The sequence below is a fragment of the Paenibacillus sp. FSL M8-0334 genome (genome assembly GCF_038000405.1).
GTDB lineage: Bacteria > Bacillota > Bacilli > Paenibacillales > Paenibacillaceae > Paenibacillus_AQ > Paenibacillus_AQ campinasensis.
The window spans coordinates 1,072,114-1,087,121 of the sequence record NZ_JBBOCH010000002.1 but is presented as its reverse complement, the minus strand read 5'-3'; the positions used below and the strand labels follow the sequence as shown (position 1 = coordinate 1,087,121).

General features: G+C 54.9%; 20 protein-coding genes. 3 read left to right on the top strand and 17 right to left on the bottom strand.

The window, feature by feature from the left end; all coding sequences use genetic code 11:
• Window positions 1–40: 40 nt before the first annotated feature.
• The 6 genes from fabD to MKX64_RS19075 all read right to left on the bottom strand — a co-directional run bounded on the left by fabD (window position 41) and on the right by MKX64_RS19075 (window position 4,499).
• Complete coding sequence (gene fabD, locus MKX64_RS19100; RefSeq protein ID WP_095265797.1) at window positions 41–973, bottom strand: ACP S-malonyltransferase; 933 nt, start codon at window positions 971–973, stop codon at window positions 41–43.
• A 36-nt stretch (window positions 974–1,009) separates the two neighbouring features.
• A complete protein-coding gene (locus MKX64_RS19095) occupies window positions 1,010–1,999 on the bottom strand; it encodes a beta-ketoacyl-ACP synthase III (RefSeq protein ID WP_095265798.1) in 990 nt (329 codons plus the stop codon).
• Window positions 2,000–2,007: 8 nt separating this feature from the next.
• Window positions 2,008–2,994: a phosphate acyltransferase PlsX gene (gene plsX, locus MKX64_RS19090; protein WP_095265799.1), complete on the bottom strand. Its 987-nt coding sequence runs from the start codon at window positions 2,992–2,994 to the stop codon at window positions 2,008–2,010.
• Window positions 2,991–3,584 carry a transcription factor FapR gene (gene fapR, locus MKX64_RS19085; protein WP_095265800.1) on the bottom strand — a complete coding sequence of 198 codons (594 nt, stop codon included), beginning with the start codon at window positions 3,582–3,584 and terminating at the stop codon, window positions 2,991–2,993. Before fapR ends, plsX begins: the two co-directional genes overlap by 4 nt.
• A gap of 177 nt (window positions 3,585–3,761) precedes the next feature.
• Entirely contained in the window at window positions 3,762–3,935 is a 174-nt protein-coding gene (gene rpmF / locus MKX64_RS19080) for a 50S ribosomal protein L32 (RefSeq protein WP_006211382.1), read from the bottom strand.
• 54 nt (window positions 3,936–3,989) lie between these two features.
• Window positions 3,990–4,499: a YceD family protein gene (locus tag MKX64_RS19075; RefSeq protein WP_341037047.1), complete on the bottom strand. Its 510-nt coding sequence runs from the start codon at window positions 4,497–4,499 to the stop codon at window positions 3,990–3,992.
• A 139-nt stretch (window positions 4,500–4,638) separates the two neighbouring features.
• Between MKX64_RS19075 and MKX64_RS19070 the strand changes: the two genes are divergently transcribed.
• Window positions 4,639–5,874, top strand: coding sequence for a nucleotidyltransferase (locus MKX64_RS19070; RefSeq protein ID WP_341037045.1), 1,236 nt, complete (start codon window positions 4,639–4,641; stop codon window positions 5,872–5,874).
• Here MKX64_RS19070 and MKX64_RS19065 read toward each other — a convergent pair.
• Entirely contained in the window at window positions 5,864–6,904 is a 1,041-nt protein-coding gene (locus MKX64_RS19065; protein WP_095397818.1) for a SepM family pheromone-processing serine protease, read from the bottom strand. The two genes, MKX64_RS19070 and MKX64_RS19065, sit on opposite strands and share 11 nt — an antisense overlap.
• 114 nt (window positions 6,905–7,018) lie before the next feature.
• Between MKX64_RS19065 and MKX64_RS19060 the strand changes: the two genes are divergently transcribed.
• Window positions 7,019–8,257 carry a nucleoside recognition domain-containing protein gene (locus MKX64_RS19060; RefSeq protein ID WP_155617937.1) on the top strand — a complete coding sequence of 413 codons (1,239 nt, stop codon included), beginning with the start codon at window positions 7,019–7,021 and terminating at the stop codon, window positions 8,255–8,257.
• Here MKX64_RS19060 and coaD read toward each other — a convergent pair.
• The 4 genes from coaD to MKX64_RS19040 all read right to left on the bottom strand — a co-directional run bounded on the left by coaD (window position 8,238) and on the right by MKX64_RS19040 (window position 10,274).
• Window positions 8,238–8,747, bottom strand: a complete 510-nt coding sequence (gene coaD, locus MKX64_RS19055) for a pantetheine-phosphate adenylyltransferase (protein WP_095265805.1) — start codon at window positions 8,745–8,747, stop codon at window positions 8,238–8,240. The genes MKX64_RS19060 and coaD overlap by 20 nt on opposite strands.
• A gap of 2 nt (window positions 8,748–8,749) precedes the next feature.
• Entirely contained in the window at window positions 8,750–9,343 is a 594-nt protein-coding gene (gene rsmD / locus MKX64_RS19050; RefSeq protein WP_430094125.1) for a 16S rRNA (guanine(966)-N(2))-methyltransferase RsmD, read from the bottom strand.
• Between the two features lie 424 nt (window positions 9,344–9,767).
• Entirely contained in the window at window positions 9,768–9,878 is a 111-nt protein-coding gene (locus MKX64_RS19045; protein ID WP_280523039.1) for a YjcZ family sporulation protein, read from the bottom strand.
• Window positions 9,879–10,022: 144 nt separating this feature from the next.
• Window positions 10,023–10,274, bottom strand: a complete 252-nt coding sequence (locus MKX64_RS19040; RefSeq protein ID WP_095265808.1) for a helix-turn-helix domain-containing protein — start codon at window positions 10,272–10,274, stop codon at window positions 10,023–10,025.
• Between the two features lie 211 nt (window positions 10,275–10,485).
• Here MKX64_RS19040 and MKX64_RS19035 point away from each other — a divergent pair, with 211 nt between their 5' ends.
• Window positions 10,486–11,139, top strand: a complete 654-nt coding sequence (locus tag MKX64_RS19035) for a tetratricopeptide repeat protein (protein ID WP_230875666.1) — start codon at window positions 10,486–10,488, stop codon at window positions 11,137–11,139.
• Window positions 11,140–11,305: 166 nt separating this feature from the next.
• On the opposite strand, the gene MKX64_RS19030 is transcribed toward MKX64_RS19035, so the two are convergent.
• The 6 genes from MKX64_RS19030 to MKX64_RS19005 all read right to left on the bottom strand — a co-directional run bounded on the left by MKX64_RS19030 (window position 11,306) and on the right by MKX64_RS19005 (window position 14,958).
• On the bottom strand, window positions 11,306–11,971 hold the full coding sequence (locus tag MKX64_RS19030; RefSeq protein WP_095265810.1) for a GDSL-type esterase/lipase family protein: 666 nt from the start codon (window positions 11,969–11,971) through the stop codon (window positions 11,306–11,308).
• A gap of 112 nt (window positions 11,972–12,083) precedes the next feature.
• A complete protein-coding gene (locus MKX64_RS19025) occupies window positions 12,084–12,512 on the bottom strand; it encodes a GNAT family N-acetyltransferase (RefSeq protein ID WP_095265811.1) in 429 nt (142 codons plus the stop codon).
• A 29-nt stretch (window positions 12,513–12,541) separates the two neighbouring features.
• The gene (locus tag MKX64_RS19020; RefSeq protein ID WP_095265812.1) at window positions 12,542–12,991 is read right to left on the bottom strand and encodes a MarR family winged helix-turn-helix transcriptional regulator; all 450 of its coding nucleotides are present in this window, start codon (window positions 12,989–12,991) and stop codon (window positions 12,542–12,544) included.
• A 104-nt stretch (window positions 12,992–13,095) separates the two neighbouring features.
• Complete coding sequence (gene rpiA / locus MKX64_RS19015; RefSeq protein ID WP_341037797.1) at window positions 13,096–13,773, bottom strand: ribose-5-phosphate isomerase RpiA; 678 nt, start codon at window positions 13,771–13,773, stop codon at window positions 13,096–13,098.
• 108 nt (window positions 13,774–13,881) lie between these two features.
• Entirely contained in the window at window positions 13,882–14,451 is a 570-nt protein-coding gene (locus MKX64_RS19010; RefSeq protein ID WP_095265814.1) for an O-acetyl-ADP-ribose deacetylase, read from the bottom strand.
• A gap of 78 nt (window positions 14,452–14,529) precedes the next feature.
• Window positions 14,530–14,958 carry a hypothetical protein gene (locus MKX64_RS19005; protein ID WP_341037038.1) on the bottom strand — a complete coding sequence of 143 codons (429 nt, stop codon included), beginning with the start codon at window positions 14,956–14,958 and terminating at the stop codon, window positions 14,530–14,532.
• Window positions 14,959–15,008: the final 50 nt, after the last annotated feature.

Genomic DNA, 15,008 nt, shown 5'->3' with positions numbered 1-15,008 from the left:
TCCTCTCCGGCGTTTGTTATTTCATCCAGTCTGTCCATTTTTAAGCAAGTGATGCCAACTTGTCAATGCCCTCAAGACTATTTATTTGAATCGTGCTGACCGACTTGTCGATTTTCTTGATCAGTCCGCCAAGCACATTGCCTGGGCCAATCTCAACAAACGTGTCCACGCCCTGGCTGATCATCCACTCCACGCTGTCCTGCCACAGCACAGGGGAATACACCTGCTCGACCAGCAGATCGCGAATCGCACCTGCCTCGGTAACCGGACGTGCAGTCACGTTGGCCACAACCGGTACAGCCGCTTCTTGGAAGGAGGCTTCCTTCAGCTTATGTGCCAGCCGGTCCGCCGCTTCCTTCATAAGCGACGAATGGAACGGCCCGCTGACTTCAAGCGGGATCGCCCGCTTGCCGCCCGCTTCCTTCACTCGTTCCGAAGCCGCTGCCACCCCTTCGGCTGTCCCGGAAATGACGATTTGCCCCGGGCAGTTCATATTGGCAAGCTCCACCAGCTGTCCGGCATCCGATATGCTGCGGCACAGGCCCGCCAGCGCTTCCCGGTCTGCACCGAGAACCGCCGCCATCGCGCCGCGGCCGCCTGGAACGGCAGCTTCCATATATTCTCCTCTTGCTCTGACAATCGCTACAGCTTCCTCAAAAGTCAGCACACCTGCACAGACGAGAGCGCTGTATTCGCCCAGGCTGTGTCCGGCTACATAATCGGGGTTCAGCCCCTTGGCACGGAAAGCCTCCAGATAAGCGATGCTGGTCGTTAACAATGCAGGCTGGGTATTGGCGGTCTGCTTCAGATCCTGCTCCGGCCCCTCGAAAATGATCGAGCTGAGCGAGAAGCCAAGCTTCTCATCCGCCGTTTCAAAAATGTGACGGGAAGAGGGAACCGCATCAAATGCGTCCTTCCCCATTCCAACAGACTGCGCGCCCTGCCCCGGAAAAATAAAAGCTGTTTTCCCCAAGTGTACAGCCCCTCTCTTCACCATTATCGTTATGATTTACCAAACTAATACCGATGCGCCCCAAGTCAAGCCACCGCCGAAGCCGACCATCAGCACGGTGTCGCCTTCTTTAATGCGACCGGTCTCCTGGGCTTCCACAAGCGCAAGCGGAACCGACGCGGCCGAGGTGTTGGCGTATCTGTCCACATTGATGACCACCTTGTCCTCCGGCAGCTCCAGGCGCTCCATGGCGGAATTAATAATCCGAATATTTGCCTGATGCGGTATGAACAGGTCGATATCCTTTTTATCCACGCCTGCCTTCGACAGCACCTTCTCCGTCGCGGTGCCCATCACACGGACGGCAAACTTGAACACTTCGCGGCCATTCATGTAGATGTAATGCTTCTTGCTTTCCAGCGTCTCCACAGACGCCGGCAGCCTGGAGCCGCCCGCTTCGATATACAGATGGGCCCCGCCGGCGCCCTCAGCTCCAAGATCAAACGCTTTGAAGCCGCGTCCTTCTGGCACCTCGCCCACAATCACCGCTCCAGCACCGTCACCAAACAGCACGCAGGTGTTGCGGTCCGTATAATCGGTAATGCGGGACAAGCAATCCGCACCGATCACTAGCGCATTGTTATACATTCCCGTCTGCACAAAATTCGTTGCTGTCGCAAGGCCGTACACAAAGCCCGAGCATGCGGCCGAAAGATCAAAGGCCGCCGCCTTTTTCGCGCCCAGACGGTCCTGAATCAGACAGGCAGTGGAAGGGAAAGCCATATCCGGCGTGATCGTCGCTACGATAATCAGGTCCAGATCCTCCGCAGACATGCCGGCCGACTCCAGCGCATTCAGCGCTGCTTTGTAAGCCAGGTCGGAGGTCGCTTCATCCGGCGCGGCAATGTGCCGCTCGCGGATCCCCGTCCGGGATACGATCCATTCGTCGCTCGTATCTACAATCTTCTCCAGATCCTGATTGGTCAAAATTTTCTCAGGTACATATTTGCCGGTGCCGATAATGCCAACCGAACGCAATTTGTTCATTTCCTCACTCACTTCCCGCTGATTTCATTCGATATGCTCTCCACAAGCTTGCTTGACACTGCGATTCTCGCTTGCCGCACCGCGTTCTTGATGGCGCCGGCGTCCGAAGAGCCGTGACCCTTCACAACCAGGCCCGAGAGCCCAAGCAGCGGCGCGCCGCCATGCTCCTTATAATCAAGCGTGGACTTCAGGCTGCGAAGCTCGGGCATCATAAGCGCCGCAGCCAGCTTCGTTTTGAGCGACTGGGAGAACTGCTCCTTCAGCAGGGAGAACAGCGCTCCTGCCGTGCCCTCGATCGCCTTAAGCAAGATGTTGCCCGCAAACCCGTCGCATACGAGCACATCGCATACGCCGTCCATCACATCCCGCGCCTCCACATTTCCGACGAAATGAATCGGCAGCTGTTCAAGCAGCGGATACGCCTGCTTGGTCAGCTCATTGCCTTTGCCTGGCTCGGTTCCGACATTCAGCAGCCCTACCCGGGGCTTCGCGATGCCGTGCACCTTCTCCCGATACAGGCTTCCCATAAGCGCAAATTGCTGCAGATGCTCCGGCTTGGAATCCATGTTCGCACCCAGATCAAGCGCCAGCACGCCCTTGCCGTCAAGCGTTGGGATGATCGGAGCCAGCGCAGGCCGCTCGATCCCCTTCATCCGCCCGACAACGAGCAGCCCGGTCGTCATCAGCGCGCCCGTATTGCCAGCCGAAATCATGGCGCTGGCCTCTCCGTCACGAACCATCCTGCCGGCCACGACCATCGAGGAATCCTTCTTTCTGCGAACAGCCTTTACCGGCTCGTCCTCCGCCTCAATGACCTCGCTGGCATGGACTACGGACAGATTCGACGGACGATCCGTCAGCAAAGCCTCGATCTGCTGCTGGTCTCCTACAAGCACAATCTCGATATCCTGCCATTCCCGGGCAGCCGACAAAGCACCCTCCACATTGCTGCGGGGAGCGTTGTCACCGCCCATAGCGTCAATGACTATCTTCATTGCCGTCTTCCTCCTTCATTGATGTCAGTGCCTTCCGATCGATAAATGATGAAGTTCCCCTGGAACACCATTTCATCGGCGACATAAGTGAACACCTCGACCTTGGCCTTCCCCTTCAGTTCCGGACTGGAACGAACATAAGCCTTGGCAATGCACTTCTCTCCGAGATGAACCTGTCTCAAAAACCGGATATCCGCCGAGGAGGTCAGGGCGATTTCATCATTAATGACGGCAACAGCCAAGGAATTAGCCTGTGCAAAAACATAATGTCCGCGCGCGATCCGGGTTTTGCTGAACACATGCTCTTCACGAATCTCGAATATGGATATACCGCTCTTGTCCAATTGCAAATCGACGACATCTCCGATCACTTCCTCCAGCGACAGGGAGCGAACCTGATCGAAGGAATGTTCGGCCATCTGCTTCATCCGTTCACGAAGCTCGGGAATGCCAAGCTCCATCCGGTCAAGGCGGATCGTCTGTATGCTAACTTTAAGCTGGCGAGTCAACTCACGGTCTGTTACAAAGGGATTCTCGTCGATCAGCTGGAGCAGCCGCTGGTGACGGTCTTTTTTCGATAAACGGTCGATGACGAAACAACTCCTTCTAGCCGTAATATAATCGCCGTGCTTATGATTTATGTATGATTAGGCGCAAATATTAGAACCTGGTACTAAAATATAAGTATAAAGGATATCCCGTCAAAAAGAAAGTAGAGCTGCAAAAAAAATAGCACCTCACCAAAGATGAAGTACTACTTATAAAAATTATTGTTTGATAATCTCTCTTGCTTTATACGTTCCGCACACTTTGCATACGCGGTGAGCAAGCTTCAATTCTCCGCACTGCTCGCATTTCACCATTCCTGGCACCGCCAGTTTAAAGTGAGTACGACGTTTGTCACGACGTGTTTTGGACGTTCTGCGTTGAGGTACTGCCATGTTCCCACCTCCTTAATCAGGTCAACCCGCATTCACGGGGCTGTTACTCCATTATCATTTAAAAAAGTCCTTCAGCCCAGCCAGCCTCGGGTCGATCACTTCCGTATCGCAATTGCAGGAGCCTTCGTTCAGGTCTTTGCCACAGCTTGGACAAAGCCCCTTGCAGTCCTCGCTGCAAACCGGAGCTAGCGGTAGATGGAGAAGGAACGCTTCCTCTACATACGGGGTGAGATCCACACTCTCGCCTGTCACATATATAGTATCATCGTCATCAGCCTGAACAGCTTCAGGGTCCTCCACCGGCTGGAATACTTCATGAAAAGGGATGTCCAGATGTTCGCTGACCGGCTTCAAGCAACGGGAGCATTTCAGCTCCAGGCCGCCATGCAATCGTCCGCGAACCTCCACCGAGCCTGCGACGGATGGCTTCGCCATCAGCTCAACCTCAAGCGGCTGAACGGACGCGATATCCTTCCGGCCTTTGACGGCACGGCTTACATCCACGGTTTGATGGAACTGTAACGGGTGATCGCTGGTTGTCAATTTTCGAAATTGAATAAGCATATCCATCACTCCAAACAAACAAAAATTATTATACCGATTCCGTCAGACTTTTGTCAACACCGATCGGTGGTTGTCGCAACGTTATTTTTGCAGTAACCCCTGCAATTTATGATATATTTTTAGCAAGGAGTTGTCGTCTATGAAAACCGTTGGCATTGTTGTTGAATATAATCCGCTGCATAACGGGCATGTCCTGCATTATGAACGATCCAAAGCGCTTACCGGCGCGGACGCCGTTGTAGCCGTCATGAGCGGCCCGTTCCTGCAGCGGGGCGAGCCCGCCATCGCCAGCAAGCGGGCCCGAGCTGAAATGGCGCTCCGCATGGGAGCCGATCTCGTCATCGAGCTCCCCGTTGCCTATGCGGTGCAGCCTGCGGAATGGTTCGCCCACGGGGCCGTTGCTTTGCTTGCTGGCACCGGCGTCGTGGACAGCCTCTGCTTCGGCTCCGAAAGCGGCACGCTGGAGCAGCTGCTTCCGCTCGCCAGGCTGCTGGCCCGCGAGACGGAACAGCTGCAGGCCGAAATGGCGAACAGGCTGCAGCAGGGAGACAATTTCCCTGCCGCATATGCCGCGGCCGCGGCGGCTGTGTTCGCTCAAGGCGAACATGATGCCGAATCACTCAGGCAGATGCTCGCCAGGCCGAACAACTCGCTTGGGCTGCATTACCTGATCGCCTTGGAGCGTCTTAAGGCAAGCATCAAGCCCTACACCATCCCGAGGGAGAGTGCCCAGTATCACGATCAGGTACCCGGGTCAGCTTCCATCGCCAGCGCAACGGCGATCCGCAGGCTGATTCTGACCGAAGGCCTCCAGGCCGTTTCTCCTTATATACCCGAATATACCCTCGATATTCTCGAACGGGAGATGGAGAACGGACAAGCGCCTATGCACTGGGAGCGATTCCGTCAGCCGCTGCTGCAAACCTTGCTCACCCGCGGTCCGCAGCAGCTGGAGACGCTGCATGAAGTAACCGAGGGCCTGGAATTCCGCATTCGGCGCCAGCTGCCCCGTCTGGCCGAGCCGACCGTTGAGGCACTGCTGGACGCCCTGAAAACGAAGCGCTACACGCGCACCAAGCTTCAGCGCATGCTCGTCCATGTCATGCTGAATCATGGCAAAGCCCGGATGAGCCGTTCCGCTCTAGCCGAGGGCCCCGGCTATCTTCGCATCCTCGGCTTCTCTTCCACTGGCAGAGCGCTGCTGAAGCGAATGAAAAAGACGGCCTCACTTCCGGTTGTCATGAAGCCGTCCGCTTTCGAGCATCCTCAGCTTGATCTGGATCTGCGCGCCGCCGCCGTGTATGCGGCAGGCTGCCCGCAGCCCCTGCTGGAACAGCTGTACAGCGATTACCTGCTGCCGCCGGTTACGATTTAGGCGGCAGCCCCTCCAGGTAATCGACCGCCTCCTGCAGCCGGTCCACAGGGACCAGTTCCATCGTGGTGCCGATCCGGTCAGCTCGCTGCTTCGCCTCATCATAATTTTTGCTCGGGACGAGGAAGATATCCGCCCCGCGCCGGTCTGCAGCCACGACTTTATGCTTCACGCCTCCGATAGGTCCCACATTCCCGTCTTTGTCAATCGTGCCCGTGCCGGCCACGAGATAGCCCTTGGTCAAGTCACCTTGAGTCAGCTGGTTGTAAATCTCCAGCGTAAAGATCAGACCCGCTGACGGACCGCCGATATTCGTGTCGGCAAAGTGCACGATATACTCGGGGCTTTCCGGTTCCACCTTCTGCATCGTGGCGATCATCACCCCAAGACCCGGACGCTCCGCTCCCGTGTTGCTGTCCTGAATCGCCACAAGGGGAACCTCGCCGCTTACCTTTTTCCCCTTGCGCTCCAGTTCAACCTGAACCCGGTCGCCAACCTTCTTCCCCTTCAACAGCGCCATCAGCCGTTCATTATCGGTTGCCGGATCGCCGTCCACAGACAGCAGCTTATCACCCGGCCGAAAGAAATCCTTGTTCTCCGCATGATCCGGGATCGACAGCACAAACACATACTCAGGCTCGATCGTGTAATCGATGTCCGCCTCGCCGTATGCCGCCTCCATCGCGGCCGACTGGGATGAGTTCATATAGTATACCTGGGTCGCCGTATATTCTTCCCTGCTCTGGTCCCCCATTCGCTCCGCTTTCTGGACAACCTCGGCGTTAGGGTTGAATGCGGACATCATCAGCAGCCAAATATTCGCATAAGTCGCTGACACCGTGGTCATCATGAAGGTTCCCTCTTCTTCAGGATCGCCCTGCTCCACGCTGATCATGGGGCGAACCTCCTGCGCGCTTCCCGGCTGATAGATAAGATACGGCGTCGGCATATAAACGACAACATAGAGCATAATTCCGACCACCAGCAGGTATAAAACAACTTTTAAACCACTTGTTTTTACTGTCTTATTCATGATCCATTCTTCCCTTTCGCCTTAAATCGCTCCGGTTCCATCGAGGATGGTCTGATGATTGTCCCCTTCGCATAAAGTTGTACTAGCTATGTTTACGTGGAAAGGAGAACCCTTATGAATAAAGCCGACGCTGCCGCGCCCGCATCCAGAATGCGAAACACCGTATTGCTCGGAGCCGCTGCCTTCCTCCTGATCCTGGCCGTGGTCAGCGATCCGGAGTCCGCCTTCCAGGCTTCCATGCAAGGATTGAAGCTGTGGTGGAATATCGTATTCCCGGCCCTGCTGCCCTTTCTTGTCCTGGTCGAAATCCTGACCGCTTACGGCTGGGCTCATGGCATCGGCGTGCTGATGGAACCGGTGATGAAAAAAGTGTTCAAGCTCCCGGCTTCTGGCGGCTGGGCGCTGATCACCGGCATGACAGCCGGGTACCCTGCCGGGGCTCACACCGCCGCCAGAATGCATGCGCAAGGGGAGATCGGACTGAGGGAAGCCGGTCACCTCGCCTCATTGTCGCATTTCTGCAATCCGGTTACGATTGTTATCGTGATCGGCACCGGACTGCTGCACCAGCCGTCCGCAGGCTATGTGCTGCTGATCGTTCACTGGCTAGCCGGAGGGCTGGCCGCCTGGACGCTCGGCTTGTTCCGGCGTGAAGACGCCGGCCCGGCCCGGCCCGGCGATGATCAACGCAGCCGCCTTATGAGAGCCGCAGCCAAGGATAGCGCCCAACCTGCGAGGCCGCTGCTGAAGCGAGCCGCTGCCGCAGCAGTTGCGGCCCGGGAGCGCGATGGGCGCAGCTTCGGTCGGCTGCTCGGCGATTCGGTCACCGCATCCGTTCAGACACTGATGATGATCGGCGGCTATATTCTCATATTCGCCGTGCTTGCCCATGTTCTGGGCCGCTATCTGCTGCCTTATTTGCCGGACTATGCCGCTTCCGGCCTGCTTGAAATGCATCTTGGCGCCAACGATATCCGCTTATCGACGGGGGCATCCGGGACGCTTCAGCTTGCCCTGCTATCGGCCATCCTGGGCTGGAGCGGCATCAGTGCCCATCTGCAAAGCCTCTCCCTTCTAAAGGGATCAGGAGGGCTGTGGAAGCGTTTTGTCCTGCAGCGGCTTGTCCATTCCCTGTATGCCTTCATGCTCATGCTTGCCTTTGCCATTCCCGTCGGCAAATTCATCTCGCCGATCTGGCCCGCCTTCCGGACCGAGCCATACGATGCTGGGCCCGAGTTTGTATTCTCCTTGTGGAAGGATTGGCCCGGCCTGCTGCAGGCCCAAGCCGCCATGGTCGTCACCCTCGTCATTCTGTTCGGGGTGATCTCCCGCTTTATTTCCCGTCGCCGCTGAATTTGCGCCGCAGCGCGGCATCCACCTCAGGGCTGACAAGGTCGGTCGTGTCGCCGTTGAAATGCGCGATTTCCTTCACCAGGCTTGAGCTGAGGAACGAATACTTCGGATGGGTCATCATGAAGATCGTTTCCGCCTCCGGATTCAGCTTGTGATTGGTGGAAGCCAGCTGCAGCTCATACTCGAAGTCGGTTACCGTACGAATGCCCCGGACGATCACCTGGGCATTCTTCTGTCTTATGTAATTCGCAAGCAAATCGCGGAAGCTGTCGATTTCGACATTCGGAAGATGCTCGGTCGCCTGACGCAACAGCTCTGTGCGTTCCTCCACCGTAAACAGCGGATTTTTGCTCAAATTGTTAAGCACGGCCACAATCAACAGATCAAACTGCTTCGAGGCGCGAGTAATAATATCCATATGCCCCATCGTTACAGGGTCGAAGCTGCCGGGATACACGGCAACACGGTATGCTTTCTGCGGTTCTGCCATCTCTAGTTATCCTCCTCAACAGGGTCCGAATGTTCTTCCTGGTTCTCTTTGTATCGGTAAATGGACACTGCGGTATCTCCATACTCTGCTTTTCGAAGACAGCGAAATGTTTCGAAATCTCCGGGATACGTATGCGATGATTCATATTCCAGCACAACCAGCGCCTCATCTCGCAGCAGGCCTCGCGCCGCCATATCCAGCATCAGCTCGTCCCCGTTCTTCATCCGGTACGGCGGGTCCAGAAACACCAGATCAAAGCTGGCGCTGCGTTTGGCTAATGCTTTCAGCGCCCGTCCCGCATCATTGCGATATACTTCTGCGCTGTCCTCGAGCCGGCAGGCCTTCAGGTTCTCCTTCACCGTCTCGATGCTCTTTGACTCGGAATCAATAAAAACAGCACGATCCATCCCCCGGCTCAGCGCCTCGATTCCGAGCCCGCCCGTACCGGCGAACAGATCGAGCACGGTGCCACCCTCGAAGTAGGGGCCGATCATACTGAATATCGCTTCCTTCACTTTATCCGTCGTCGGACGGGTGCTCATGCCTGGAACGCTTTTGAGCGGCCGGCCTTTGGCACTACCCGATATTACTCTCACAACTGCACTCACCCGTTTCATCTTCTTTAGGCTGCATGTCAATTAAGACATGGGTCGTGATTATCGTATCACAATCCCACCTTATATGAAAAACGAAACCTGGTTCAACCCATTTTTTTATATGCTGGACGTATATTTCCTTGCCGGACGGGCATCCTTGAAGTATCGACATCAATGAATGTCGTAGACAACCGCGGAGAAGACTTACGTTTCCCCATAAGCTCTTCGTCCGGTTTCTCCTCTCCCATGATGGGCGTCCCGCGAGGGGCGCCCGGACAAAAGCCCTTGTAGACAGCAGTGTCTACGAGGGCTTTTGTTTTTATGGCAGTAAAAAAGACCCTGCCCTTCACAGGGCAAGGTCATCTACATGTCATTGGTCACATGCGTAATGGTATTTGTTATTTGTTATTCAAGAAAGAATGGATTAGATAAAGGCGCGAGTAATTATCACCAACAAGATAAACAATACCAGGATGCCACCAATGCCGTAACCAAAACCGCCGCCGTAACCATAACCTCCAGCTACTCCGCTCACATAAATCCCTCCTTTTCTGAACATACCACATACTATGTCGTTTCTGTCAGGAAGGACTAGGCCAATGCCTTTTCTTTCGCGATTTGATGAATTAGCCCCTTCATGCGCGACGGAGGAGAAAGGCGCTCGGCGGATCTGAAGCCGTTACGCCTCCTCTGGAGTATCCTCGTCATTCATCTCTATGCCGGCCGACTCGGTGCTTCGTCTGCGGCGATCAATCAAGCCTTCCTCGCCGTGTTCGCGATATTTCCTCATCCACACCTTCAAGCGTCCGATATCCGAAATTTGCAAGGCGGAAGCTACCTCTTTCTTGGTCATGCCCTCCAGACGCATGGCGACTGCCTTTTTCTTTGTTTCGAAGCTGTAATAATGAAAAATCTGCCCTTTTTTCGCCATGAATATCACCTCTTAGTAACTATATCGGCAACGATCAGCGGCTTTTCAAGACCTGATGCACGAGCCGTCTGCACAGCGGGCAATGGGGGAGATGTGACCCGAACCGGACAAACATTCTTTCGCTTTACGCCCAGAATATGGTATCCTATACTGTGGCTTTATAAGATCATTGATTTGAAAATGGGGGATAGCATTGGGGAAATTTATAGGCTTGGTTATATTATGGCAAATTTTAGGAAATCCCATTGCAGCGATCTTGGTGCTGCTTGTTATTTTGTATCTGCTTGACCGGCGCTTTATCGGCTTGTCACCGAGCATCACCCGTCCAATAAAGCGGCTGCGCAACATATCCAATCTCCGAAAGGTCATTGCGGCAAGCCCGAGCGACGTATCCTCAAGACATGAGCTTGCACGCCTCCTTCTCGAACGGAAGAAGTATGGTGAAGCGCTGCAGCTGCTTGAATCGATTAAGGACAGCAGCGAGGAATCAGCTGAATACTGGGACGATCTCGGAACGGCGCGTCTATTCACCGGCGATATCCCAAATGGCGAACAGGATATTCTGCGCGGGCTTAGCCTGAATTCACGCGTTAAATACGGACGGCCCTATCTGAGACTGGCCGAAGCATACCGCACACGAGATAAGGACAAGGCGCTCCACTATCTGGAACAGTTCCACGACATTCACTCTTCCTCCAGCGAAGCTTACTACCTGCTCGGTTCCATGTACCGGACGCTTGGAAGAGAGGATGACGCCAAAAAATCATTCAAGGAATCGCTGCAGATTTACCGGGCGCTTCCCAAATATAAAAGACGCCAGGAACGCAGATGGGCGTTAAAGAGCTACTTCCGCTCCATCGCTTAACGGCGGCCGCATCCGGCAGCAGCCGCCTCGCTTGCTCCAAGAGACTTTTACATTCACAAATCGAAGGGTGCCCGAAAGGTCCAGGACCTGAATCGGACACCCTTTTGTATAGAACATTTTTTGTATGAACATAGCAACATGTTAGCTTCTCTCCTAATCCCCGTCACTAACCGAAAGGCTTGTACCCGAGCCGGTCCAGCTGCAGGGCAATGACGCGATAACCGCTCCCGTTCGGATGAATGCCGTCGATGGACAGCAGCTCCCGCTCCCTGCCTGCAAACAGAGAATATACGTCAGCCACCCGGAAATAATCATGCTCCATCGCGAACAGAAACCGATTGAACCTGACCACATATTCGACAGCCTCAGACCAAGCGGGATAAGGGTTGTACAAGCCTATGACCCGCATATAATACGGCTTGCCTTCGGCAGACTTGAGCCGCTGAATTTTCCCGATGATCTCCGCGACGTGATGCTGGCAGCGATACAAGGCCGCATCCAGCACCTCCCTTGTCGGGCGGCCGCCGCTCGACTTGACCGCCCGGATCAGATCATTGCCGCCGATGGAGAGCGTAATGATCTGCGCCTGCTGCAGGTGATAGCGAAAAGCGGCAGCTTGCATGAGCCGCTCATTCAGCTCCTTCGCGGTCAATCCGTTGATGCCCAGGTTTTCATGTGCGACAAACCGCTTCAGCTTCACCTCGGCCATGCGGCGGTATAACGAAACAAAACCGCTGCCGGGCATTGCACCAAACCCAAAGGTTAGGGAATCACCGACAGCGGTATAATGGTACACCACAAACTTCACCCCCGTTCCACTCGGTAGTAACATCTTATGTAGATGCCCCCCGATCGGAAACCGAGCTTCGTCTATCCGCATATTGCCACAACAGGCAGTTATGATATGGAAGCGAAAAGTGTAGCCGAGATTAGCAGCGATTCATTCACTCCCCGGGCTCCTCGACATCATAGACGCATCGGAACCGTTCTACACCGGGATACGTTTCGCCAAGGCTGTATACTTCAAAACCGAGGCTGCGATAAAAACCGAGCGCCTCTTCATCTGTTTCAGCCACGACCTGCTCGGCCTGATGATGCAGCAGCAGCTCCAGGATCATGCCCCGGCCATAATCTTTGCCCCGATTCTCCGGAATCACCGCGATATGATGAATCGTCAGCACCTTCTCCTTCAGACTGCAGCCGATCACGCCTATGATCAGCCCTTCCTCTTCATATCCATACAGCTTGTTCTTCTCCGAGTTCCGGTAGAAGTCCACAGCCTGGTCGACCGCGTCCGGGTCGGATAAAACCGCATAGCCGAGCAGCTCGCGAATCTCAAGCTGGTTCACTCGGGAAGTTATATCTTTCAGCATTGTTCCAGTCTCCTATCTTTCAATTCCTGTTACAGCAGGTCCTGCGCACTGCGCCCCAGCTTGCGAAGCAAGTGGGCAGCCTGGGCCTTCTCCTCGTCGGTCAAGCCGCTGACCGCCCGGGCCATCCGTTCTTTATGTTCTGGGAATATGCGTTCAAACAGCTCCCGTCCCTCCGCCGTCAGCTCTGCATAAATTACACGGCGGTCCTCTTCGGACGAGCGGCGCACGAGCAGATTTTTCTTCTGCAGCTTGTCTACGACATATGTAATATTCCCGCTGGAGATCAGCACCTTCTCGCCGATCTTCTGCAGCGGCTGTGGTCCTTTATGATACAGCACATCCAGCACGCCAAACTCGGTGGAGTTCAGTCCATGACTGTTAATACTCCGATTGGAATGCGTCATGACGGCGTTAAAGGATCTGGCCAGAACGACCAGTAAGTATAAAGGCAAATCTTCATGCTCTCGAGTATCTGACATACTTCACCCTCCGAAAGATATCAATGTATTTAGGTTAATGAACGCAGGTTGAACTGTCAAATCCATTCTATAATGGCAATCTGTGCTCCTCGTCCATAATCGCTTCAGGAGGAGCGCGTCAGGGTTTGAATGGCGCCGTCGCCGCAGCCGATAACCGCCATGTCCGCCATGCTGATAAACAAGCCATGCTCCACGACGCCCGGAATGCGCTGCAGCTCATGCGCCAGCTCTTCCGGTGCATCGATTACACCGAAGCTGCAGTCGGCAATATAATTGCCGTTATCCGTTCTGTACAGGTCGCCTTGACCATCCAGGCGCAGCTTCACATCGGCGCCCAGAGCCTCCAGCGAGCGGACCGTCCATTCCTTGGCAAACGTCACCACTTCAACCGGAAGTGGAAATCCACCCAGCCGGGGCACCCGTTTAGACTCATCCGCGATAATGATGAGCCGTTTGCTGTTGTATGCGGTCATTTTCTCTCGCAGAAGGGCCCCGCCGCCCCCTTTGATCAACCGCAGCCGATCATCCAGTTCATCGGCACCGTCTATGGTGATATCAAGCTGCCGAGCCTGTTCAATCGGCACCAGCGGAATGCCAAGCTCACGCGCCAGCTGTTCCGACGCTTGCGACGTGGCGACCGCCTCGATCGACAGACCGGATCTTACTCTCTCGCCGATGGTGACAATGGCATAGTACGCGGTCGAGCCGGTGCCAAGACCGACCTTCATCCCGTTCTGTATGAATCCGGCGGCATGCTCTGCTGCGATTCGCTTCATATTCATACTGTCCATCATAAGCGGACATCTCCTTTATGTCGCCCGTGAACCGGGAGCTGCCGCTTACGCTGCAGCTCCCGGTTCACCGAATCGAATCATTATCATATCTGTGTATTAACTGGCCCGCTCTTCAGCATAACGCTGGAGCCACTCGACATACAATTGTTCATTCTCCGGGGAAAAACATACGAAATCAATGCGCTCCAGCCGGAGATCCGGTCGCTCCTCTTCAAGCCAGGTTGTGACCGCCTTCAAGGCGACGTCGCAGGCAGGGCCTTTCGGATAGCCATAGATCCCGGTGCTGATATTCGGAAAAGCAATGCTTCTTGCCTCGACCTCAACGGCCAGCTGCAAGCTGTTTCTATAGCAATCCGCCAAAGTTTCTTCCTCCCGGCGACCGCCGCCTTCCCAAATTGGGCCAACGGTATGGATGACATGCTTGGCCCGGAGCTTGCCAGCGCAAGTAATGACAGCATGACCCGGAGGGCATCCGCCTTTGCTCTTGCGGATCTCCATGCACTCTTCCATGATGGATGGGCCGCCAGCTTGATGAATAGCTCCATCCACCCCTTCTCCGCCCAAGAGACCTGAATTGGCTGCGTTGACAATAATGTCGCCCGCCCACGTCGTAATATCGCCGATAAAGACGGAGACCGATGTCCTTCCGATCCTAAACGTGTTCATTCGGAATTTCTCCTTTCGGTCTTTTATTGTTTATTACCCCGGAAGAAGCCTCCTTGACCCTATCGCTATAATATCGGCTTAGCCATGCATTTCTTTCCCGCGCGATGCAGCGGACAGCCGTTCAGTAATGCGCTGCTCCTCCTCGTCCCGCAGCGATCCGGGTTCTGTTCGGAAAGACAGGAAGCTCCCGTTCTTCAGCGAGGCCTCAAGATGGCGCTTAAAAACATCGGCGGCTTCGCTCAGCTTCAGCTCCGGCTCACCGCTATGTATTCGGCACAGGCAGACCTGCATGGAAGCGCCGCCCTCCCGGTATTCCATCACCGCCACTGGCGCCAAGTTCCGCGCGTCTTCTCCCGTGAATGACCGCGTCATATACACCGTATAGGACGCCGCCTGTACCGGCTCGCTTCTAAATTTCTTCTCGCCAATGAGCCTTGAATTCAGGTATACGATATACCCTGCTGTGCCCATCAATAATAGGAATGCGGCCAATGCTACATACAGCATCTGACGATCGCTCCTTCATCGTTGTATTTTTTTGAAACTGACATGGTGTC